This is a genomic window from Kitasatospora sp. NPDC058184 (assembly GCF_042883725.1).
Lineage (GTDB): Bacteria > Actinomycetota > Actinomycetes > Streptomycetales > Streptomycetaceae > Kitasatospora.
On sequence record NZ_JBHVVE010000028.1, the window covers coordinates 17101 to 39560 of the forward strand.

General features: G+C 74.5%; 15 protein-coding genes. 10 read left to right on the top strand and 5 right to left on the bottom strand.

The genetic code is table 11. The annotated features are described in order from the left end of the window. Positions 1-111: 111 nt before the first annotated feature. The 3 genes from ACFVXH_RS35595 to ACFVXH_RS35605 all read left to right on the top strand — a co-directional run bounded on the left by ACFVXH_RS35595 (position 112) and on the right by ACFVXH_RS35605 (position 10634). Entirely contained in the window at positions 112-6315 is a 6204-nt protein-coding gene (locus tag ACFVXH_RS35595; protein ID WP_387830185.1) for a DNRLRE domain-containing protein, read from the top strand. A 181-nt stretch (positions 6316-6496) separates the two neighbouring features. Beyond that, positions 6497-7099 (top strand): hypothetical protein, encoded by a 603-nt coding sequence (locus ACFVXH_RS35600; protein WP_387830188.1) that lies wholly within the window; start codon positions 6497-6499, stop codon positions 7097-7099. A gap of 253 nt (positions 7100-7352) precedes the next feature. Beyond that, on the top strand, positions 7353-10634 hold the full coding sequence (locus tag ACFVXH_RS35605; protein ID WP_387830190.1) for an SdrD B-like domain-containing protein: 3282 nt from the start codon (positions 7353-7355) through the stop codon (positions 10632-10634). 102 nt (positions 10635-10736) lie between these two features. On the opposite strand, the gene ACFVXH_RS35610 is transcribed toward ACFVXH_RS35605, so the two are convergent. Together ACFVXH_RS35610 and ACFVXH_RS35615 are read right to left on the bottom strand one after the other, a co-directional pair. Further along, a complete protein-coding gene (locus ACFVXH_RS35610) occupies positions 10737-11213 on the bottom strand; it encodes a hypothetical protein (RefSeq protein ID WP_117491456.1) in 477 nt (158 codons plus the stop codon). A gap of 335 nt (positions 11214-11548) precedes the next feature. Next, positions 11549-12205, bottom strand: coding sequence for a choice-of-anchor P family protein (locus tag ACFVXH_RS35615; protein ID WP_387830192.1), 657 nt, complete (start codon positions 12203-12205; stop codon positions 11549-11551). Between ACFVXH_RS35615 and wecB the strand changes: the two genes are divergently transcribed. The 4 genes from wecB to ACFVXH_RS35635 all read left to right on the top strand — a co-directional run bounded on the left by wecB (position 12155) and on the right by ACFVXH_RS35635 (position 16474). Next, positions 12155-13279: a non-hydrolyzing UDP-N-acetylglucosamine 2-epimerase gene (gene wecB, locus ACFVXH_RS35620; RefSeq protein WP_387830194.1), complete on the top strand. Its 1125-nt coding sequence runs from the start codon at positions 12155-12157 to the stop codon at positions 13277-13279. The two genes, ACFVXH_RS35615 and wecB, sit on opposite strands and share 51 nt — an antisense overlap. Before the next feature lie 235 nt (positions 13280-13514). Continuing rightward, entirely contained in the window at positions 13515-16142 is a 2628-nt protein-coding gene (gene lanKC / locus ACFVXH_RS35625; RefSeq protein ID WP_387830196.1) for a class III lanthionine synthetase LanKC, read from the top strand. Between the two features lie 78 nt (positions 16143-16220). Next, the gene (locus tag ACFVXH_RS35630; RefSeq protein ID WP_259316466.1) at positions 16221-16352 is read left to right on the top strand and encodes a hypothetical protein; all 132 of its coding nucleotides are present in this window, start codon (positions 16221-16223) and stop codon (positions 16350-16352) included. After that, positions 16352-16474, top strand: coding sequence for a hypothetical protein (locus ACFVXH_RS35635; RefSeq protein ID WP_255357467.1), 123 nt, complete (start codon positions 16352-16354; stop codon positions 16472-16474). Before ACFVXH_RS35630 ends, ACFVXH_RS35635 begins: the two co-directional genes overlap by 1 nt. A 165-nt stretch (positions 16475-16639) precedes the next feature. Here ACFVXH_RS35635 and ACFVXH_RS35640 read toward each other — a convergent pair whose 3' ends face one another. Then, positions 16640-17707 (bottom strand): LuxR C-terminal-related transcriptional regulator, encoded by a 1068-nt coding sequence (locus ACFVXH_RS35640; RefSeq protein WP_387830200.1) that lies wholly within the window; start codon positions 17705-17707, stop codon positions 16640-16642. Positions 17708-17863: 156 nt separating this feature from the next. Between ACFVXH_RS35640 and ACFVXH_RS35645 the strand changes: the two genes are divergently transcribed. After that, the gene (locus tag ACFVXH_RS35645; protein WP_387830202.1) at positions 17864-18793 is read left to right on the top strand and encodes a response regulator transcription factor; all 930 of its coding nucleotides are present in this window, start codon (positions 17864-17866) and stop codon (positions 18791-18793) included. 111 nt (positions 18794-18904) lie between these two features. Further along, positions 18905-19618 carry an alpha/beta fold hydrolase gene (locus ACFVXH_RS35650; protein ID WP_387830205.1) on the top strand — a complete coding sequence of 238 codons (714 nt, stop codon included), beginning with the start codon at positions 18905-18907 and terminating at the stop codon, positions 19616-19618. Between the two features lie 88 nt (positions 19619-19706). Here the strand turns inward: ACFVXH_RS35650 and ACFVXH_RS35655 are convergent, their stop codons facing one another. After that, positions 19707-20138, bottom strand: a complete 432-nt coding sequence (locus tag ACFVXH_RS35655; protein WP_387830207.1) for a cupin — start codon at positions 20136-20138, stop codon at positions 19707-19709. Then, positions 20135-21631 carry an MFS transporter gene (locus tag ACFVXH_RS35660; protein WP_387830210.1) on the bottom strand — a complete coding sequence of 499 codons (1497 nt, stop codon included), beginning with the start codon at positions 21629-21631 and terminating at the stop codon, positions 20135-20137. The genes ACFVXH_RS35655 and ACFVXH_RS35660 overlap by 4 nt, the downstream gene beginning before the upstream one ends. Before the next feature lie 57 nt (positions 21632-21688). On the opposite strand from ACFVXH_RS35660, the gene ACFVXH_RS35665 reads away from it, so the two are divergent. Continuing rightward, positions 21689-22417 (top strand): TetR/AcrR family transcriptional regulator, encoded by a 729-nt coding sequence (locus tag ACFVXH_RS35665; RefSeq protein WP_082345634.1) that lies wholly within the window; start codon positions 21689-21691, stop codon positions 22415-22417. Positions 22418-22460 lie beyond the last annotated feature (43 nt).

The window sequence follows — 22460 nt, forward strand, 5'->3', positions numbered from 1 at the left end:
GGTTCTTTGCTGTCGCTTTACCCCGTCATGGCTGACACGCCATCAGCACGTCGGCCGTCCCTCCGTTTTCCGACCACCTTTCCTTCCCGTACGGACCAGTCGAGGAGTTCCATGTCACGCCCCACGGGCGGATCACCGCGGCAGCGGGCCGAAGCCGGCTCGCCGCCCCCCTCCGCACCGCGCCGCGGCAACGGCGTACTGCGCCACACCGCCGTCGCCCTGGCGGTGGTGCTCTCGGTCGAGGCCGCCGCCGTCATCATGACGACCGGTCAGGCCGTCGCCGTCACCACGGAGCAGTCCCCGAAGCCCGCCAAGGCCCTGGGCCCGGCGGAGGCCAAGGACATCGCGACCGCCCACCTCAAGGCCCGGTTGGAGAACCGCCGGATCGAGGTGGTGGACGAGCGCACCGAGTCGACCACCAGCTGGATCAACCCGGACGGCACCACCACGCTGGACCTCGCCTCCGGCCCGGTCCGCTACAAGGACAAGTCCGGCAGGCTCCAGCCGATCGACGTCGACCTGGCGCGGCAGTCGGACGGCAGCGTCAAGGCCAAGGGGCACCCGCTCAACCTCTCGCTGGCCGGCGCCACCCCGCCCGCCGCCGCGTCGGCGTTCAAGGCCGCCGGTGCCCCGGCCGGCGCCCAGCAGGCCCCGGCCACGCCGCTGGTCTCGCTGGACAACGGCAGCGGCACCGCGATGTCGCTGTCCTGGCGCGGCGCCCTGCCCGCTCCCACCGTGGACGGTGCCAGGGCCCGGTACGCGGACGCGCTCACCGCCACCGACCTGGTCATCGAGTCCACCCGGACCGGCTTCGAGCAGTTCCTGGAGCTCAAGGACCGCTCGGCGGTGGCCGCCAACGGCAGCGTGACGCTCACCCTGGACGCGGCCGGCCTCCAGGCCCGGCAGAACCCGGACGACTCGGTCTCCTTCCTCGACCCGAAGACCGGCGAGGAGAAGGGCCAGCTGCCCGCCCCGGTGATGTGGGACGCGCAGGTCGACGAGCGCAGCGGCGACCACACCCGCACCGCTCCGGTCGCGCTGAAGGTCGTCCAGAACGGGAACGCGATCGACCTGACGCTGACCCCGGACGCCGCCTTCCTGAACGACCCGAAGACGAAGTACCCGGTGACCGTCGACCCGGCGGTCAACATCGGCGTCGGCTTCGACACCTTCGTCCAGCAGGGCTACGCCACCGACGTCTCCTCGCAGACCGAGCTGAAGCTGGGCAACAACGGCTCCGGCCAGGTGGCGCGTTCGTTCCTGCAGTTCCCGATGGCGAAGATCAGCGGGAAGCAGATCACCGGCGGCAAGCTCAACCTGTGGAACTTCCACAGCTGGTCCTGCACCGCGAAGAGCTGGGAGGTCTGGGACACCGGCACGGCCACCACGGCCACCCGCTGGACGGCCCAGCCCGGCTGGAACAAGAAGTGGGCGACGTCCACCGCGACCAAGGGCTACTCCAGCTCCTGCAACGACGGCTGGGTGAACCAGGACATCACCGCGCTGGTCAAGGCCTGGGCCGCCAACGGCAACACCAACAACACCCTGGGCATCCGGGCCACCGACGAGTCCGACCCGTACGGCTGGAAGAAGTTCAACTCCGGCAACGCGACGTCCAACACGCCGTACCTGTCGGTCACCTACAACACCCCGCCGGGTGTCTCCACGCTGGTCTCCCCGGCCGACGCCGCGCTGACCAACGACGCCACGCCGACGCTGTCCGCCAAGGCGACCGACCCCGACGGCGGCAACATCGCCCTGGACTTCGAGGTCTGGGCGTCCAACGGCACGGCCGCGCTGCAGTCCGGGCGCACCGCCATGGCCGCCTCCGGCTCGACGTTCACCTGGGCCCCGGGCACCAAGCTGGCCCCGGGCGCCTACAAGTGGCGCTCGCGCTCCTGGGACGGCACCGCCAACAGCGCCTGGTCGGGCTTCCGCACGTTCACCGTGGACACCACCGCGCCGGGCGCGACCACCGTCTCCTCCGGGGACTTCCCGGCCGGCCAGTGGGCGGGCACCCCGGACGCCAACGGCAGCTACAGCGGCACCTTCACCTTCACCCCGCCGACCAGCGACGTGAAGGACATCCAGTACCGGCTGGACGGCGGGGCCTGGGTCACCGCGGCCACCACCGGCACCCCGGTCAGCGCCAAGCTCACCTTCAAGGCGGGCTCCCACACCGTCACCGCGCACACCCGGGACGCCGCGGGCAACGTCTCCGCCGACAGGACGTACGCCTTCTACGCCGGCAAGGGCTCCGCCCTGGTCGCGCCGGGCGCGGGCGAGCGCCCGGCCCGCCGCACCTCGCTGCAGGCCGAGGGCAACAGCACCTACACCGGGGTGCGCTACCAGTACCGGCGCGGTGAGACGGACGCCTGGAAGGACGTCCCGGTCGCCAACGTCGCCACCACCGACGGCAAGCCGGTGACGGCCTGGCCGTTCACCGCCCCCGGCGGCAAGCCGGCCGCGCTGACCTGGAACATCACCGACACCCTGGCCGAGAACGGCCCGGTCGACGTCCGCGCGGTGTTCACCGACGGCACCGCCACCGACGCCACCGAGCCGAACACCGTCACGGTGGACCGCAACGCGGGCACCGCGCCGGAGACCAAGGTCGGCCCGGGCGAGGTGAACACCCTCACCGGTGACCTCACCCTCTCCGAGAGCGACGCCGAGGCCTTCGGCCTGCACGCCGAGCGCTCCTTCTCCTCCCGCCGGCCCGCCAACGGCTCGGCCCAGGAGGGCCAGGCGGCGATCTTCGGCCCGCAGTGGAGCTCCGGCACCACCGCCGAACTCACCGACGCCGCCTACTCCTACGTCCGCCAGACCTCGGCGACCTCCCTCTCGGTGGTCTCCGCGGACGGCTCCGAGACCGGCTTCACCGCCACCGGCGCCGGCGGCTGGAAGCCCGAGCCCGGCGCCGAGAACCTCACCCTGACCGGTGTGCTCACCGGCTCCTTCACGCTGAAGGACACCGACGGCACCACCGTCACCTTCGCCAAGGTCGACCCGGCCGCCACCACCTGGCAGGCCTCCGGCTCCTCGCTGCCCAGCGACAACTCCACCACCTCGGTGGTCTCGGAGAAGGTCGTCTCCGGCGGCAAGACCCTGGCCCGCCCGAAGTACGTGGTCGCGCCGTCCTCGGCGACCGCCTCCGCCGACTGCGCCGCCGTGCCGTCCACGGCCGGCTGCCGGGTGCTGGAGTACGTCTACGCCGACACCACCACCGCCACCGCGTCCGCCCTGGGCGACACGGCCGGCCAGGTGAAGCAGATCCGCCTGTGGTCCACCGACCCCGGCGCCGCCACCGCCACTCCCGTCGCCGTCTCGCAGTACGCGTACGACGCCCAGGGCCGGCTGCGCGAGGTCTGGGACCCGCGGATCAGCCCCGCGCTGAAGACCGCGTACGGCTACGACGCGGCCGGCCGGGTCACCACCGTGACCGAGCCCGGCGAGCTGCCGTGGACCCTGGAGTACGGCAAGGCCGGCAACGCCGCCACCGCCGGCGAGGGCATGCTGCTCGCCGCCTCCCGGCCCACCCTCAAGCAGGGCAGCAAGGACGTCACCGACGGCACCGCGACCACCTCGGTCGTCTACGACGTCCCGCTGAGCGGCGCCAACGCGCCGTACCCGCTGGCGCCGTCCGACGTCGCGGCCTGGGGCCAGAGCGACGCCCCGACCGACGCCACCGCCGTCCTGCCACCCGACGCCGTCCCGGCCACCCACGACGGCAAGGCGCTCGGCACCGCCGGCTACAACCGCGCCTCGGTGACGTACACCAACGCCTCCGGCCGCGAGGTCAACACCGCCACCCCCGGCGGCGGCATCACCACCACCGAGTACAACGCCTACGGCAGCCCGGTGCGGACCCTCTCCGCGGAGAACCGCGTCCTCGCCCTGGCCACCACCGGCAACGACCTGAACAAGCTGCGCGCCCTCGGCATCGCCGGCCGCTCGACGGCTGACCGCGCCCAGGTGCTCTCCTCGACCTCGGTCCACTCGGCCGACGGCAAGCGCCTGCTGGAGCGGTACGACCCGCTGCAGCTGGTCACCCTGGAGCACGGCGTGGCCGCCTCCGGCAGCTCCCCGGCGCTCGCCGCCGGCGACGAGGTCCCGGCCCGCGCCCACACCGTCAACGGCTACGACGAGGGCCGCCCGGCGAACGCCGCGGTCAGCGACATGACCACCTCGGTGACGGTCGGCGCCCGGATCGACGGCTACGCCGCCGACGCCGACACCCGCACCACCGCCACCGGCTACGACTGGGCCCAGGGCCTGCCCACCTCGGCCGTCCAGGACCCGGCCGGCCTGAAGATCACCACCAGCACCGGCTACGACGCCAGCGGCCGGGTGACCTCGCAGAGCCGCCCGAACTCCACCGGCTCCGACGCGGCCACCACCGTCACCACCTACTACACCGGCACCGGGACCGGCGCCTGCGCCGGCCACCCCGAGTGGGCCGACCTGGTCTGCTCGATCGCCCCGGCCGCGCAGATCGCCGGCGGCGGCGCCAACCCGCCGCAGCTGCCGACGAAGACCTTCCAGTACGACCGCTGGGGCAACGTCACGGTCCAGACCGAGACCGCCAACGGCGTCACCCGCACCACCACCCGCGGCTACGACACGGCCGGGCGCGCCGTGAAGACCTCGATCAGCGGCGGCACCGGCACCGCGGTCGCCGACACGGTGTTCGGCTACGACCCCGCCAACGGCGAGCTGACCACCACCGCCAACGGCAAGGCCACCGTCACCCAGGGCTACGACCGGCTCGGCCGCCAGGTCTCCTACGACGACGGCGCCGGCAACGTCACCACCACCGAGTACGACAAGCTCGACCGCCCGGTGAAGAAGTCCGACTCGGTGCCGTCCACCGTGACCTACGGCTACGACACCGCCAAGGACCCGCGCGGCCTGCCCACCTCCCTGACCGACTCGGTGGCCGGCACCTTCACCGCCTCCTACGACGTCGAGGGCCGGCTGGTCTCCCAGACCATGCCCGGCGGCAACACCCTGACCAGCAGCTACGACAGCCAGGGCGTCCAGACCGGCAAGACCTACACCAACCAGGCGGGCACCGTCCTGCTGGCCGACACCGCCGACTTCACCGTCCACGGACAGCAGGCCGGCCGCACCCAGAGCGACGGCAACAGCACCACCAGCGGCTACACCTACGACGCCACCGGCCGCCTCACCAAGGCCGCCGACAGCACCGGCCTGGCCTGCTCCACCCGGACCTACGCGTTCGACAGGAGCAGCAACCGGACCAACCGCACCAGCGTCACCGACGACTGCGACCCGGCCACGGCGGACACCGTCACCCAGGCCGAGACCCACGGCTACGACACCGCCGACCGCCTCACCGACGCCGGCTACGTGTACGACGCCTTCGGCCGCACCACCGCCCTGCCCAAGGGCACCCAGGTCGGCTACCACACCAACGACCTGGTCCGCACCGAGACCCTCGGCGACACCCGCAAGACCTGGGACCTGGACGCCGCCGGCCGCCTGGCGCTCTCCACCACGGAGACCAAGGGCACCGACGGCACCTGGACCGTCACCGCGCAGGACACCAGGCACTTCGACGGCGGCACCGACAGCCCGACCTGGTCCAAGGACGCGGCCGGCAAGCTGACCCGCAACGTCCTGGACCTGACCGGCCGGCTCACGGCCGCCACCGGTACCGACGGCGGCGCGGTCCTGCTGCTGACCAACCTGCACGGCGACGTGTCCGTCCAGATGTCCCCCGACGGCACCGAGGACCTCGCGGTCTACCACTACGACGAGTACGGCAACGTCGTCGACGCCACCGGCTCGGCCGCGTACGGCTGGCTCGGCGGGGCGCAGCGCGAGGCCGACAGCGTCTCCGGCCTCACCCTGATGGGCGTGCGCCTGTACGACCCGACCACCGGCCGCTTCCTGCAGACCGACCCGGTCCTGGAGGGCTCGCCGAACGCCTACGGCTACCCGGTCGACCCGATCACCATGGACGACCTGACGGGCATGTCCTGGAAGAAGAAGTGGGTCGCCAACTTCAGCCGGGCCGAGGGCAACACCATCGGCGGTCTGCTGGTCGTCTCCAGCAAGATCTCCAAGGGCATCTCCGGGATCCTGAAGAAGCTCCCGCACATCGCCGCCCGGGCCGCCGGCTGGGTCCTGTGGGCGCTGTCCTACCTGATGAAGAGCATCGGCAAGAAGTTCCTCAAGGCCGCCAACAAGCGGGGCAGCCACGGGGTCCGGTTCACCTTCGGCATCTGGCACTCCAGCCACTGGTACGTGCCGGACTACCCGACCTACCGGGTGGACCCGCGCTACTGAGAGGGGGACGGCACCCGAGAGGGGGGACGGCACCACGCTGACGCTCCACTGACGCAAGGCAGGATGCACGACAGGTGAGGCCGGGCCCGGGGCTGCTCCCCCGGGCCCGGCCGCTTGCGCGCGCCGATGATCATCCCGGCGTAGGCTCTCGGCTGATCACAGGGGCACAGGAGAGGGAGACATGGGCCAGAAGATCATCCGGTTCTCGGACCTGACCGGCAAGCACGCGGAGAGCGACGCGGACCTGGTGCGGGTGGTGGTGCTCCGGCACCCCGACCTGACGGACGGTCCGGTCGAGATCGACGCGCTGGCCGGGGAGTTGGGCGGCGTGCGGGAGCTGGCGCTCGACCTGGTCACCGTCGAGCTGCACCACCCGGACCGGGCGGAGCCGCAGACGGTGGTGATGGAGGCGGCGACCTTCGACCGGCTGGCCTCGGCCGCGCCGATGGCCGAGGTGCTGCGCGGCGCCCGCCCGGCCGCCCGGACGGCCGCGCGCGAGACGGCGCCCACCCCCGTGCGCGAGGCCGCGCCCACCACCGTGCGCGGGGCGGCGCCCGCCGCCGGCCGGGAGCGGGTCGACCACGCCGGCCTGGAGCACGCCGGACGGCCGCACCAGGGCCGCACCACCGAGGCGGAGAAGCAGGTCGTCCAGGAGCACCTGGAGGCGATCAACGAGCGGCTCGCCGCCGAGGGCGTGCGCACGATCGACCCGGCGAACGTCGAGCACGTCACCCAGTACCGGCTGGACACCCTGGCCCGGGAGACCGGTGTGATGTTCGGCTGAGCCACCCGGGTCGCCCCGCCCGGCGCTCCGGTTGCGCCGCCTGCCGGGGGGAGCTCGGCGGGGGCGGCCCGGCCCGGCGGCCACAAAGCCCCACGGAACGCCGTACCGCCCCGGAACGCCGTACCACCCCGGGCCGCCGTACCGCCCCGGGCCGCGTTGCCGCCGGGCGGGTGACCGCCGAGCAGGTGAACCGCCGCGACCGGCCCTCGTGTCGCCGACCGGTGCGCCGGGGCGATCGGCTGGACTGCCCGCTATGCGACTTCCATTCCGGACCGGGCGGATCGCCTCGGTCCTGGCGCTGGTGGCCGGCTCGCTGCTGAGCAGCAGCGTGCTGGCCCCACCGGCCCAGGCCGCGATCTCCTTCACCAAGAGCGTCGACAAGGCGACCGTCTCCCCGGGGGAGAACGTCACCTACACGCTGCGCTACACCTGCTCCATCACCGAGTGCACGGGCGGGAACATCCTCGACACCCTGCCGTCGAACATGCAGTTCCTCGGCTGGACGCCGGACCCGTCCTCGGTCGACGTGGCCGCCTCCACGGTGCCCGCCGCGGGCGCGACGGGCGGCACGATGGACATCAGGCTGAAGGACCTCAGTCCGGGCACCACCGCCACCATCACGGTGACGATGAAGTACCCGAACTTCACCACCCCGAACGGCGCCGCCTCGACCAACTCGGCCACCATGTCGGCCACCGGCGAGACCTCGCAGACCGCCACCGCGAACACCACGGCCCAGGTGCAGCCGCAGTACACGGTGACCAAGGGCATCCAGACCTCCAGCAGCGACAACCGCACCGTCACCTACCAGTTCACCCCCTGCGCCACCGACAACGTGCCCAACGTCGACCTGGACAGCAGCCGGCTGCTGGACACCCTGCCGCCCGGCGCGGTGGTGGACACCGGCCGCTCGCCGGGCTGGACGCAGGTGCCGCCCGGCCCGAACACCTGGGGCTACGACATCGGCCCGTTCGTGTCCGGCAACGGGCGCGGCGGCTGCCGCAACCCGGGCGTCCTGGTGGTCAACTACCCGGCGGCCTCCTTCCCGGACGGGACCACCTCCGAGAACACCGTCGACCTGCTCGGCGCGCCGCTCACCGAGGCCGAACGGCAGCTGGACACCTCGTCCGTCACCACCAACACGTTCCAACCCCCGGTGACCGGCGTGGTGGTGACCGCCAGCAAGGTCTGGCGCGACACCACCACCAACGGCGACCTCAACTCCTTCAGCCTGTCCGCCACCAACACCGCGGGCCCGGCCACCAGCCTCACCATCACCGACCCCGGGGCCGGCAGCACCGACGGCGTCTACAACTGGATCTTCCCGCAGTCCCTCCAGCTGGAGCCGTGGAACCCCACCAGCATCCAACTGACCCTGCAGTACCGCCTCAACGGCGACCCCACCTGGCACACCTTCACCCCGGGCACGCCGTTCAACGGCTCCACCGCACGGCGGCTCACCTTCGCCCAGGGCGCGGGCGACCCGGCCAACGACGTGCTCGGCATCCCCGCCGGGCAGTGGCTGGACGGCCTCAAGCTCACCTGGAACGGCCCGATCCCCACCGGCTGGAGCCCCGGCAACGCGGTGCAGCTGGTCACCCAGGTCGCCACCCCCGGCCACGACGGGCGCCCCGCCCCCGAGCCGCTGACCAACTGCGTGGACACCAGCGCCACCGACGGCACCACCACCGCCAACGCCAACGCCTGCGCCCGGACCACCATCACCCAGGCCACCAACCTCGGCGCCGCCAAGACCACCGTGGCCGGCGAGCTGTCCGCCCCCGGCGGCAAGGCCACCTTCCAGGTCATCCCGTACAACCGCAGCGCCCACGACCTGGACCGCCCGCTCGTCCTGTACGACCTGCTGCCCGCCGGCGTCGTCTACATCGACGGCTCGGCCCGGCCCGACCCCGACTACCCCGACGCCAAGGCCCCCTCGTCGATCACCGTGACCCCGGGCCCGGACGGGCGCCAGCTCGTCAAGATGGAATGGCCGGCCGGCGCCCCCGACTCGACGTACCTGCACGACGCCATGGCCTACCGGATGCTCTTCGACGTCCAGGTCGCCGACAGCATCCGCTCCGGCACGCTGACCAACGACGTCTACGTCACCGTCGACCAGCCCACCGCCCCGGTCGCCTGCATGTACTCCGGCTCCGACAGCGGCAGCACCCCCGACGTGCTCGACCTCAACGGCAACGGCGACACCACCGAGCTGATGTGCCACGCCTCCTCGCAGATCCAGGTCGACGTGCCGGCGGTGCTGCGCTCCTACAAGGAGGTCAAGGGGGACCTCGACGCCGACTACATGACCATCGGCACCGCCACCCCCGGCGGCCAGACGTCCTGGCGGATGACCGTCCGCAACGACTCCCCGGACCCGGTCACCGACTTCATCGCCTACGACAAGCTCCCCACCCCCGGCGACAACTACGTGCTCACCCAGGACGCCCCGCGCGGCAGCGCCTGGACCCCGTCGCTCAGCCAGCCGATCACCAGCAACGACCCGACCGTGGTGATCGAGTACGCCACCGACCCCAACCCCTGCGTGAACCCGCTGCTGGTCGACCGCACCGGCTGCAACAGCGCCGCGGTCTGGAGCACCACCTTCCCCGGGCCGGGAACAGCCACCTGGTTCCGCCTCAGCCGCCCCGGCGCCCTGGCCTCCGGCGAGTCCTTCACCCTGACCTGGCCGATGGTCGCCTCCTACGACGCGCCGGAGGGCGAGTACGCCTGGAACAGCTTCGCGTACACCGCCACCGACGCCTCCGGCCGCCAGCTGCTGCCGGCCGAGCCCGCCAAGGTCGGCGTCGCGGTCAAGCGCGTCGCCCCCTCCAACAACGCGCTCGGCGACTTCGTCTGGCACGACCGGGACGGCTCCGGGATCCAGAAGCCCGGTGACGAGGGCATCCCCGGGGTCACCGTGCACCTGCTGGACGGCAACGGGCAGCCCGTACGGGACAAGGACGGCAAGCCGGTCACCACGGTGACGGACGCCACCGGGCACTACCTGTTCGACAACCTGCCGGACGGCAGCTACGCGGTGCGGTTCGACCTGACCACCCTGCCCAAGGGCGCCACCGTCACCAAGCAGCACGCCGGCACCGACCCGAGCAAGGACTCGGACGGCGACCCGACCACCGGCATCACCCAGACCGTCACCCTCAGCGGCGGGCAGCGCGACCTCGACCTCGACCTGGGCGTGATCCTCCAGACCAGCTCCCCGTCGCCGTCGCCCTCGCCCTCGCCGAGCCCGTCGCCGTCCCCCTCCCCGTCGCCGAGCCCGAGCCCGTCACCGTCCCCGTCCAACTCCCCGTCCCCGTCCCCGTCGCCGTCACCGACGTCCTCGCCGAGCACGACGGCCACCGCGACCCCCACCCACCCCCACACCCCGAGCGCGTCGGAGAGCGGCGAGCTGCCGCACACCGGCGGCTCCTCCTCCGACACCCTGGTCGCGGCGCTCGGCGCCATCGCCCTCCTCGGCGGAGGCGTCCTCTGCTTCGTCGCCTACCGCCGACCGGGCCGCCACAGCTGACGCCCGCTCGGACCCCCGCCTGGCCCCCGCCTGACACCAGCAGGACACCAGTGGCGCCGCCCCACCCGGGGCGGCGCCACTGGCGCGTTCGGGGCGGTACGCCTAGTCCAGCTGGGACAGCACGTCGGTGATCAGCCTGGTGGCGAAGTCCTCGCCGTTGCCCGAGATCCGGTTGATGTACTCCGCGAGCAGGACCACCATGGCCTCCAGCGGGTTCATCTCCTCCTTCGTCCACGGTCCGTACTGGGCGCGCCAGAGGTTGGGGCTCAGGCCCGTACCGGCGGCGATGAGCAGGCCGGCCATGATGGGGATGACCTCGGGGCTGAAGGTCCTCGGCATCATCCGCATGGTGGCCACCAGGCTGGGGACCGCGTGCTCGATCACGTCCTCCTCCTGCTTCTCGAAGGCCGTGCGCAGCCAGTTCATGTACATGTAGACGAGCGTGCAGGCGCCTTCCACCAGCGCCTCGGCCTCGCCGGGGCCGAAGGACGCGGTGAGCTGGTCGACCAGCCGCTGGTGCTCGGGGTCCGTCCCGGACTTGCCGTCGTAGATGGACTTGAGCCGGGAGTCGATCACCATGAGCGCCGCGCTCACATCGCCGACGGGAGCGTACTTGGGGTCGCAGGACGACACGGGACTCCTCCTAGAGCGGCCACGGCCGGTACGGCCGGTCGGTTCGTAGGGTAGGCGAGCGGTCGGACCGGGTCCGACGGCTCCGGCCGCAGGCACCCCGCGGTGCCGGGTACGGAAGGGCCGGGCCGGACCGGCCTGGGCGGTCCGGTGGTGGTGGGACGGGCCTTCCCGTCACCCGGCGGCGGCGCCTCACACGTCAGGGCGAGGTACCGGAAGCCGGGTTGACCACGGCGGGCGGCGGGCGGCCGGCCCCTGCTCCGGGCCGGCCGCCCTGCCTCCCGTCAGACGGCCGACGCGGCGGACCGGGCGTTGCGGCGGCGGACGTAGACGGTGGCCAGGACGCCGGCGAGCACCGCCCCGCCGCTCATCCCCGCGACGGACGGGTTGATCATCGGCACGGCGGCGGCGGGCTCGGCGCCGCCGCACCGGGCGTGCCCGATGACCAGGTTGGCGCCGTTCAGCGACGGCAGCAGGGTGAGGTGGACGGCGTTGACGGTGAGGACGCCGTTGGCGTCGGTGGTCTGCTCGTTGAGGACGATCGAACCGACCAGCGGGATGCTGACCCTGGTGTTGGCGGGGGCGTTGGCCTGGAGGTTGGTCGGGATGCCGGCGACGCTGATCGACCCGCCCGCAATCAGGCCGCTGCCGGTGGCCCCGGTGGGGGTGGCGGCGCAGGTCGAGTCGACGCCGGTCAGGGAGACCGAGGCGACACCGAGGTCGAGCCCGAGCTTGTCGACCGTCGCGGAGGCCGAGGCGGTGCCGTCGACCGGGTTCCCGGCGGTGTTCGCGGTGAGCACGGAGGTGGTGGCGACCGGCCCGACGGTGAGGCCGACCAGGGTCCGGGTGCCGCCGGACGGGTACGTCGACTCCGGCGACGGCGCGACGGAGTGGCCCGCCTCCTCGGCCCGCGGGCCCGCATCGTCTGGAGCGGCCAGCACTGGGACCCGGCCCTCACCACCACGTTCTTCGCCCAGTACGGCCTCCCCCGCCCGCACCACCTGCTGAAGGGCGTCGGCGGCGAACCGCGCGGCCGCCAAATAGGCCGGATGGTCAGCGCGTTGAGCGACCACCTCGCGGCCCGCCCACCGGCTGCCGTCCTCGTCCAGGGCGACACCAACACCGCCGCCGCCGGCGCCCTCGCGGCGCACTGCGCGGGCATACCCGTCGTCCACGTCGAGGCCGGCCTGCGCTCCTTCGACCCCGGCATGCCCGAGGAGGCCAACCGCCGCCTGATCGCCCCGCTCGCCGACCTGCACTGCGCGCCCACCGCGACGGCGGCGGCGCACCTGCTGCGCGAGGGGATCGAAGCCGACCGGGTGGTGATCACCGGCAACACCGTCGTCGAGGCGACCCTGGCGACCCTGCCCGCCGAGGCCGAGGCCCACCGCATCGTCGCCGAACACGCCGTCACCCCCGGCGGCTACGTGCTCGCCACCATCCACCGCCCCGAGAACACCGACGACGCCGCGCGGCTCGCCCAGATCCTCGACCAGCTCGCCGCCCTGGACCTGCCGGTCCTGCTGCCGCTGCACCCCCGGACCAGGGCCGCCGTCGAGGCCTTCGGCCTGCGCGGCCCGGTCGCACGGCTGCGCCGGATCGAACCGCTGGACCACGCCGGCTTCCTCGCCCTGGCCCGGCACTGCCGCCTGCTGGTGTCGGACTCCGGCGGGGTCCAGGAGGAGTGCACGGTGCTCAAGCGCCCGCTCGTGGTGGTGCGCAACTCCACCGAGCGTCCCGAGGCCGTCCGGGCCGGCTTCGCCCGACTCGCCCGCCCGGGCCACGAACTCGCCGGCGCCCTGCGGGAGTTGCTCGCCGACGAGGCCGTCGGCGAACGGCTGGCGCAGCTCCCCTCGCCCTACGGCGACGGGCGGGCGAGCGCCGAGATCGTCGCCGCCGTCCGCAGCCGCTACCTCGCCCCCGAGCCGCGCACCGAACAGCACACCGAACAGCGCCCCGAGCCCGACCGCACACCGGTCGCGGCCGCCGCCACCGGCGTCGGCGGACACCGCTGAGCGAGGGCGGACAGCCGCCGCCTCCAGGACCCGCCCGCAAACTGCCAGGCACGAAGGTGGCGGGTCGGACCCGTCGACCCCGCCCACCCCGGCTGGCAGGGTCGGAAGCAGCCCGCAACCGGCGGGATCGACCGCACCCGGGGGGCTCCCATGACGACGACATCCGACGGCCGGCCGGCCACCGGAGCGGGCGCGTCCGGGTGCCGGCCGCGGACCGCGGGCTGAGGCGGGCACCATGGACGACCGCTACGAGCGCCACTGCTTCGCCGACCCGCTGTTCTACGACGACCCCGCCCGCGCCGAGCACGCCGACGACCGCTTCGCCGCCGCCACCGCCCCGCTGCCGCCGGGCTGGGAGCGCCACGAGCACGGCCCCTGGATCAGCCTGCGGCCGCCGCACGCCCGACTCCCCGAGCAGGGCTGGAAGGTGCACGTCTCGGCCACCCCGGACGAGGCGGAACAGGTCGTCGAGCAGGTCCTGGCGTACTGCCTGGAGCACGGGCTGACCTGGAAGTTCCTGCGCGGCCGGGCCACCGTGCTCGCCCTGAACAGCAAGTACGCCGACCGCCGCGCCAGCGGCAAGCTGATCACGCTCTACCCGGAGGACGACACCCGGCTGGCCCGAGTGCTGGACGACCTGTCCACCCTGCTGAAGGGCGTCCCCGGCCCCTACGTCCTGAGCGACCTGCGCTACCGGGAGGGCCCGCTCTACCTGCGCTACGGCTCCTTCGTCGAACGCCACTGCACCGACGAGCGGGGCCGGCGCGTCCCGGCGATGCGCGGCCCGGACGGCGCACTGGTGCCCGACACCCGGGGCACCGTCTTCACCGTGCCGGACTGGGCACCGGTGCCGGAGCTCATCTCCGCCCAGCTCGCCGCCGACGCCGCGCGTGAGGCCGAGGCCCCGGCCGACTTCCCGTTCGAGGTCGTCAAGGCGCTGCACTTCTCCAACGGCGGCGGGATCTACCAGGCCACCGACCGGCGCGACGGCCGACAGGTGGTGCTGCGCGAGGCCCGCCCGCACGCCGGGCTCGACTACGCCGGCCGGGACGCGGTGCAGCGGCTGCTGAGCGAGCGCCGGGTGCTGGAGGCGCTGGCCGGGGTGGACTTCGTGCCCGCCCTGTACGAGTACCGGCAGGTCTGGGAGCACCACTACCTGGTCGAGGAGTACATCGAGGGGGAGCGGCTGGAGGACGTCTTCACCCGCACCTGCCCGCTCACCCACCCCGACCCGGACGAGGCCGAGCTGGCCGCGTACACCGACTGGGCGCTCGACGTGCTCGACCAGGTCGGCGGCATGCTGGCGGCGCTGCACGAGCGCGGGCTGGTCTTCGGCGACCTGCACCCCAACAACGTGATGGTCCGGCCGGACGGGCGCTGCGCGCTGGTCGACTTCGAGATCGCCTTCCCCGCCGACGACCCCGCCGCTCCCCCACTGGGCGCGCCCGGCTTCGTCTCGCCGAAGGCCCGGCGCGGAACCGCCGTGGACGCGTACGCGCTGGCCGCGCTGCGGCTCTACCTCTTCCTCCCGCTGAACATCCAGCTCGGGCTGGACTCGGGCAAGGCCGAGCTGGCCGGCCGGGAGATCTCCCGCCGCTACCCCGTGCCCGCCGGGTTCGGGGCCGGGGTGGCCGAGGCGCTGCACCGGGCGGCCGGCGGGAAGCTGCCGGCGGGCGCCACCGAACGCGCTCCGGTGTCCGCCGACGGCGCCGCGGGACCGGTTCGTCCGGCCTGGCCCCAGGAGCCCTCGGCGGACACCGAGGCCTGGCGCCCGGTGCTGGACTCGCTGGCCGCGGGCATCCTGGCGATGGCCACCCCGGACCGGACGGACCGCCTCTTCCCCGGCGACGTCGAACAGTTCGGCCCGGGCCACGGCGGCCTGGGACTGTCCTACGGCGCGGCCGGCGTCCTGTACGCGCTCCGGGCCTGCGGCCGCCCCGCCCCGCCCGAGCACACCGACTGGCTGATGGCCCGCGCGAACGCCGCGGCCGACCTGCCGCCCGGCCTCTACGACGGGCTGACCGGCATCGCCTGGACGCTGGCCCGGCTCGGGGCGACCCGGGAGGCCGACGCGCTGGTCGAGCGGCTGCTCGCCACCGAGGCCCCGACCGATCCGGGGCTCGGCTCCGGACGGGCCGGCATCGCACTCGGCCTGCTCGACCTGGCCGACGTGCTCGGCCGCGAGCGGCTCGCCGAACGGGCCCTGGCCCTCGGCCACGAGCTGGCCCGGGACGAGCCCGCGCCCCGGCTGCGCGGCCTGCTGGACGGCTGGAGCGGGCAGGCCGCACTGTTCCTGCGGCTGTACGGGCACACCGGCGAGCGGAGCTGGCTGACGGCGGCCGAGGCGGCGCTCGGCCGCGAACTGGACGAGGCGGACGTCACCGACGGGATGCTCTTCCTGGTCGAGGACCGCCACCGCCGCAAGCTCCCGTACCTGGCCGCGGGCGGCGTCGGCACCGCCCGGCTGATCTCCGAACTGGCGCGGTACAGCGGGGCGGACCGACCCGACGGCGCGGGCCGGCTGCCCGGCCGGTTCGCCCAGGCGACCGCCGCCGCCGACCGCGCCTGCCTCCCCGACCTGATCGCGGCGGCCGGCCTGTTCGAGGGCCGGGCCGGGCTGGTACTGCACCTGCTGCGCGGCGGACGCCGAGCCGAGGCCGACCGCCACCTGCGGCTGCTGGAGTGGCACGTGATGAACCATCGCGGCCACCTCGCCTTCCCGGGCCGGCGCTCGATGCGCCTGTCGGCGGACCTGGCCACCGGCGCCGCCGGAGTCCTGGTCGCGCTGCACGAGGCCGTCCTCGGCCCGGTGCCGCTGCCCGGCATCACCGACTTCCCCGGCCCTGAGGCTTCGAGGCCCTGAGGCTTCGAGGCCCCTGGGACCCGGGGGACCACCACGGCCACCATCCGGTGGCCGGCACCACCACGGAAAGGAACGACCATGACCCAGATCCTGGCCCTCCAGGGGCTCCAGAGCGAGACCGGCACCGGTGCCGTCGAGCCCAACAGCCACTGGAGCAGCTTCGCCCACTACCGCGCCGAGGCGCCCGTCGCCGAGGAGGCCGGTCTCTGATGTCGACGATCCTCTCCCTCCAGGCGCTCGAGGCCGCCCAGGACGACGCGGCCGTCCCGTTCAGCCACTGGAGCACCGACCTGCACCTGCCGTTCGGCGCCCCGGTCGAGGCTGCGGAGTAATCCTCCGACCGACGACGCGCAGGCCCGCCGGGACCACCCGGCGGGCCTCCGTCCGTCGTTCCCGGGCCCTCGTCCGCCGTGCCCGGGCCCTTGTCCGTCGTTCCCGGGCCGCCGTCCGCCGTTGCCGGGCCCTCGTCCGCCGTGCCCGCCGGGTTGGGGCCGGCCTCAGCAGGGCCCGGTGGCGTCCGCCGGGACGGTGAGCCCGGCCCGCTCGGCCAACGCCCCGGCCTGGAACCGGCTCTGCGCACCCAGACGCGCCAGCAGCTCGGCGATGTGGCGCCGGCAGGTGCGGGTCGACATGCCCAGCCGCCGGGCGATCGTGTCGTCCTTCTCCCCGGCGGCGAGCAGCACCGCGATCACCTCCTCGACCTCGCGGGACACCGTACGGGCGGCCCGCGGCGCGGTGTCGTACGGGACAGCCTGGCTCCACTCGTGCTCGAAGAGCCCGACGAAGTACGCCACCAGGGACGGCTCCCGGACCAGCAGCGCCGCTCCGGTGGCGAGCCTGGCCGGCACGAAGGCCGTGGTCCGGTCCACCACGACCAGCCGGGCCGGTACCTCGGCGCGGGTCCGGACCTCCGCCCCCGCGGCGATGACCAGCTCCGCGTAGGAACGGGTGGGCGGGTCGAACCGGGCCGGGTGCTGGTACAGGCTCCGCAGCCGGACGCCCCGCCCCAGCGCGGCCAGGTCCCGGGGCAGCGCCTCCGCCAGGTCCGCCTGCGGGTGCCCGCCGCCCGGCTGGACGGTCAGCACCTCCTCCTTGGCGGCGCCCACCACGGAGCCGAGCGCCGAACCGGCCGCGTGGGCGTCCTCCAGCAGGCGGACCGAGCCGTCCACGCCGCCGCCCTGCGCCCGGTACACCGGCTCCAGCGAGGCCACCTCGGCGCGCAGCCCGGCCAGCGCGGCCTGACGGCGGCCCAGCTCGGCCTCCGCGATGCGCAGCCGCGCCTCCTCCCGTCCGGTCAGCCGCGCGGCGGCCGCCTCCGGGCCGACCGCCGCGAAGCAGCCCGGCCCGGCTCCCGGCCGCCGCACCAGCAGGCACAGCGCCGCCAGCCGGTCGACGGCCGCCCGGCAGCGCGCCTCGCCGAGCCCGAGGTCGGCGGAGATCCGCGCCAGGTCGGCGGGCTCGACCCGCCGGTGCCGCACCGCCCACTCGTAGACCAGCCGCGTCTCGCGATCGAGCAGGGCCTCCCGCCCCGACGACCGGACCGCGTCCGTTTTCACCGGATTCATCCACCCCTCCTCAGTCGGCCAACAACTTCCTGGCCCCCTCGCCCCCTGGCGGCCGCCGCGACCGTTGACGACGATCGAACAACCGCTTCCGGGGCCGACCGACCGCCGGACGCGACCGTCGACCGTCGGCCGCCACCAGCTGTCAAGAGGGCTGTCATGAGAGAACGTGGAACCGTCCACATCGCGTTCACCCCACGCGCACCAGGAGCCCCACTGGGCTCCGTCCCGGCCCCCACCACCCCCGCCGCCGGGCCGGGCGACGGCACCGTCGCCTTCTACGCCTGGGCCGTCCGCCGGGACCGGCCCGCACCGGTCCGGCCCGTGACCGGGCAGTCGTGGCGGGCCGAGCCGTCGTGGACGGCCGCGCAGGCGGTCCACGGGCGGCCGGAGACCGGCGCACCCGCCGTACGGCCGGAGGAGGTGCCGCCGGACCATGGCGCCGTACACGCGATCGTCGGCGACCGGCTGCTGCGGGCCCGCCGGGAGGTCGTCCTCTGCTGCCCCGGCGGCGACCCGACGGCGGCGGCGCTGGCCGACCTGGTCGTGGCCGAACTGCCGCGCACCGACCCCGCGCTGCGGGTCCGGATCGTCCACCAGCACCCCGCGCGCTTCCACCTGCCCACCCAGCGCCAGGCCCGGGCCGCGGAACGGGCCGGCGCCGAGGTGCGGACCACCGGGGAGAGCTGCGGCCCGCTGCTGGTCGTCGACCGGGAGAGCGCCTTCCTGCCGGAGCGGGGACGGACCGACGGGCTCGTCCTGGTGGACCAGCCGTCGGTGGTGGCCCACCTGGCCGACTCCTTCGAGACGCTCTGGCACCAGGGCGAGGCCTTCCGCAGCGGCCCGGCCGCCGCCCGCGCCGTCTCGGACGAGCTCCGGACGACGATCCTGCGGCTGCTCGCCGACGGCCTGAAGGACGAGGTCATCGCCCGCCGGCTCGGGCTCTCGCTGCGCAACTGCCGACGGCACATCGCCGGTCTCTACAGCTCCCTGGGCGCGGACAGCCGCTTCCAGGCGGGTGTGCTGGCGGAGCGTCACGGCCTCACCGGGACGGCGGCGGCCGCCGCCGTCGCCACCGGAGGCCGCTGACGGCCGGCCCGGGTGCGACGGCGACACGCCCGGCGTCACACCGCCGTCACGTTCACCACGGATACTCGGACGGGCCCACCGCCCGCGCCCCGTACGACGGAGGACCCGCCTGTGACCGCCGGCCCCGACCGCCCCACGTTCCTGCTGGTCCACGGCGCCTGGCACGGCGCCTGGTGCTGGGACCCCCTGCGCACCGCCCTCGCCGCCGACGGCTGGCGCTCCCACGCCGTGGACCTGCCCAGCTCCGCCGCCCACCCCGACGGCACCCGGTCGGCGGGCCTGCTGGAGGACGCCGCCGTGATCCGCGACCACCTGCGGCGGATCGACGGCCCGGTGGTGACGGTCGCCCACTCCTACGGCGGCGCCCCCGCCACCGAGGCCGTCGCGGGCGCCGCCAACGTGGTGCGGGCGGTGTACGTCTCCGCCTTCCAACTGGACGTGGGCGAGAGCACGTTCTCCTTCCTGGGGATTCCCTCACCGGAGGACGACACGGGCCACACCCCGCCGGACGTCGCCCACGCCCGCCAGGAGTACTACGCCGACGTGCCCGCCGACGTCGCCGACCGCGCGGTGGCCCGGCTGAGCCCGCAGAGCGTCCGGTCCTTCACCGAGCCGGTGACCACGGCGGGCTGGCGCACGGTGCCCTCCAGCTACGTCGTCTGCGACCAGGACCAGGCCCTCGACCTGTCCCAGCAGCACCGGCTCGCCGCCCGCGCCGACACCGTCCACCGGCTGCCCAGCAGCCACTCCCCGTTCCTGTCCATGCCCGGGGAGCTCGCCGCCCTGCTGGCGCGGATCGCCGACCCCGTCGCACCCTCGGCCTGACGTCAACCTCCTTGGCCGCAAGGGGTGTTGGCGGACATGCCAGGGTGGTCCGGCGCGTGCCGGACCACCCCGCCACGGCCCTCGCCGGTCAGCCGGCCTCGGTGCGCGGCTCCAGCCGGGTACCCGTCCGAAGGGTGATCGACATCAGGTCGCTGGGGGCGTCGAGTTCCAACCGGTGCCAGCGGCCCCGGGGCACGATCGCGGCGGTACCCGCCGTCAGCCGTACCACCGACTCGGCCTCGCCGGGCTCACCGGCCTCACTGGGCTCACCGGGCTCGACCGGGCGGAGGAAGAGCCGAACGCCGCCGGCCAGGCAGCAGACCGCCTCCTCGGCCTCGGGGTGCATCTCCCAGTGGTCGGCGTGGACCTCGGCGTCGCTCTCCACGTGGAAGGTCGCGATCTGCCAGGCCCCGGCGTCGCCGCCGGTCATCCGCCGCCCGGTGGCCCGGACGTCGCCGTCGGGGTGGATGTGCAGGGCCGAGGAGAACAGGTCCACGGCCTCGATCGGCGTGGTCGTCATGAGCGGGTTCCTTCCAGTCGGTTCTCCGCGCGGTTCCGCGCGGAGCTTTCTGCGGGGCCCTCCGCTACGGGGGTGAGCGGGTCGGGGAGGCCCGGCGCCTCCGGCCGCCGCCGGGGCAGCACGGCGACCGCCACCAGCGCGGCGAGGACGAAGAGCCCGGCGGTGACGGCCAGTCCGGTGGCGTAGCCGTCGTTGAGGGCGACGGGGTCGGTGGCGCCGCCGGTGCGGTGCGCGGCGACGGTGGCCAGGGCGGCCAGGCCGACGCAGCCGCCGAGCTGGCGCGAGCTGTTGAGCAGGCCGGAGGCCATCCCGGCCTCGCGGGCGGCCACACCGGTGGTCCCGGCGGAGGCGACCGGGGCCAGGACCAGTCCGGTGCCGACGCTGGTGACCAGCGACGGGCCGAGGACGTCGGTGAGGAAGCCGCCGTCCGGGCTGATCAGCGCGAACCAGGCCAGGCCAGCGGCGGCCAGCACGGCCCCGGGCACCAGGGCGGCCCGCGGAGTGCGGCGCGCGACGACGCGGGTGGCCAACACGGTGCCCGCGACCAGTCCGGCCGAGAAGGGCAGGAAGGCGAGGCCGGTGGCGGCGGCGCCCAGGCCCAGGACCTGTTGGAGGTAGAGCGAGACGAAGTAGAAGGCGGTGAACTGCCCGGCGGCGGCCAGGAACACCAGCACGTTGGCACCGGCCACCCAGCGGCTGCGCAGCAGGCCGAGGCGGAGCAGCGGCGCGGCGGTCCTGGCCTCGGTGACAGCGAAGGCGGCCAGCAGGGCGCCGGCGGCGGCGAGCGTCCCCAGGGTGGCCGGGGAGCCCCACCCCCGGACGTCGGTGCGGACCACGCCGAACACCAGCAGCCCGATGCCGGCGGTCGCGAGGACGGCGCCGAGCACGTCCGGTCGCTCCCGCCTCACCGGCCGTACGGACCGCTCGGGCCGCGCCTCGGCGGGCAGCAGGGCGAGCGCCGTCGCCACGACGGGCAGGTTGACCAGCATGACCCAGCGCCAGCTCGCGTACTCGGTCAGCAGCCCGCCCGCCAGCACCCCCAGGGCGCCGCCGGCGGCGTTCGTCGCGCTCCACACGCCGAGCGCGCGCACCCGCCCGGGCCCTTCGGTGAACGTGGTGGTGAGCATCGCGAGCGCGGCCGGGGCCGCCGCCGCGGCGCCCACACCCTGCCCCGCGCGGGCGGCGACCAGCTGCCAGGGCTCCTGGGCCAGCCCGCCGCCGAGCGAGCAGAGGCCGAAGACGGCCAGGCCGAGCAGGAGCAGCCGGCGCCGTCCGTACAGGTCGCTCGCGCGGCCGCCGAGCAGCAGGAGCCCGCCGAAGGTGAGCGCGTAGACGTGCACGACCCAGGAGAGGTCGAGCGGGGCGAATCCCAGGTCGGTCCGGATCGCGGGCAGGGCGACGTTGACCACCGACATGTCCAGGGCGAAGACGAACTGGGCGACGGCCACCGCCGCCAGCACCCGGCCGGGGCGCCCCCGTGAGTTTTTGTACATGTATAGAAAGTAACCCCGGGCGATCCCCACTGTCGAGTCCCGGGTGATGATGGGGGCATGCAGCAGCCCTCCACCCCGCCATCCGCCACCCCCCAGTCGGCCGGAGCGCGGCCCGCCGCGGCGCAGCCCGCCGCGCGGCGCAAGGCCACCGGTCGGCCTCCCCGGATCTCCCGGGAGGAGGTCGTCACGGCGGCCCGCCGGATCGTGGACGAGGAGGGCGTCGAGCGGCTGACCATGCGCCGCCTGGCCGCCGAGGTCGGCAGCACGCCGATGGCGCTCTACCACCACGTCCGCGACAAGGAGGAGCTGCTCGTCCTGCTGCTGGACGACTACGCCGCGCGGACACTGCGACCGACCGCGCTCCCGGCCGAGCCGCGCGCACGGGTCGTCGCCGCGGCGGCCGCCATCCACGAGGCGCTCGCCGCCTGCCCGTGGATCGTGGAGGTGCTGACCGGGGACAGCCTGATGTCCGCCCACTCGCTCTGGTTCGTCGAGCAGATCGTCGACGGCCTGGTGGCCTGCGGCCTGTCCCCGGAACGGGCCGTCCAGGGCTACCGCGCCATCTGGTACTACACGGCCGGCGAGATCATGGTCCGCACGTCGACGGCCCGCCGCCGGCCCGCCGACGACCGCCCGACCCACCGTCAGCAGGTCTTCGCCGACCTCGACCCGGAGCAACTCCCCCGCCTGGCCGGGCTCGCGGACCGCTGGGCGCCGCTCACCGCCCAGGACACCTACCGGGACGGCCTCGACGCCCTGGTGGACGGCCTGCTCGCGGCCCGCTGAGCGGCCGCGCCGGCGTCCGCACCCCGGTTACCCCCCGACCAGC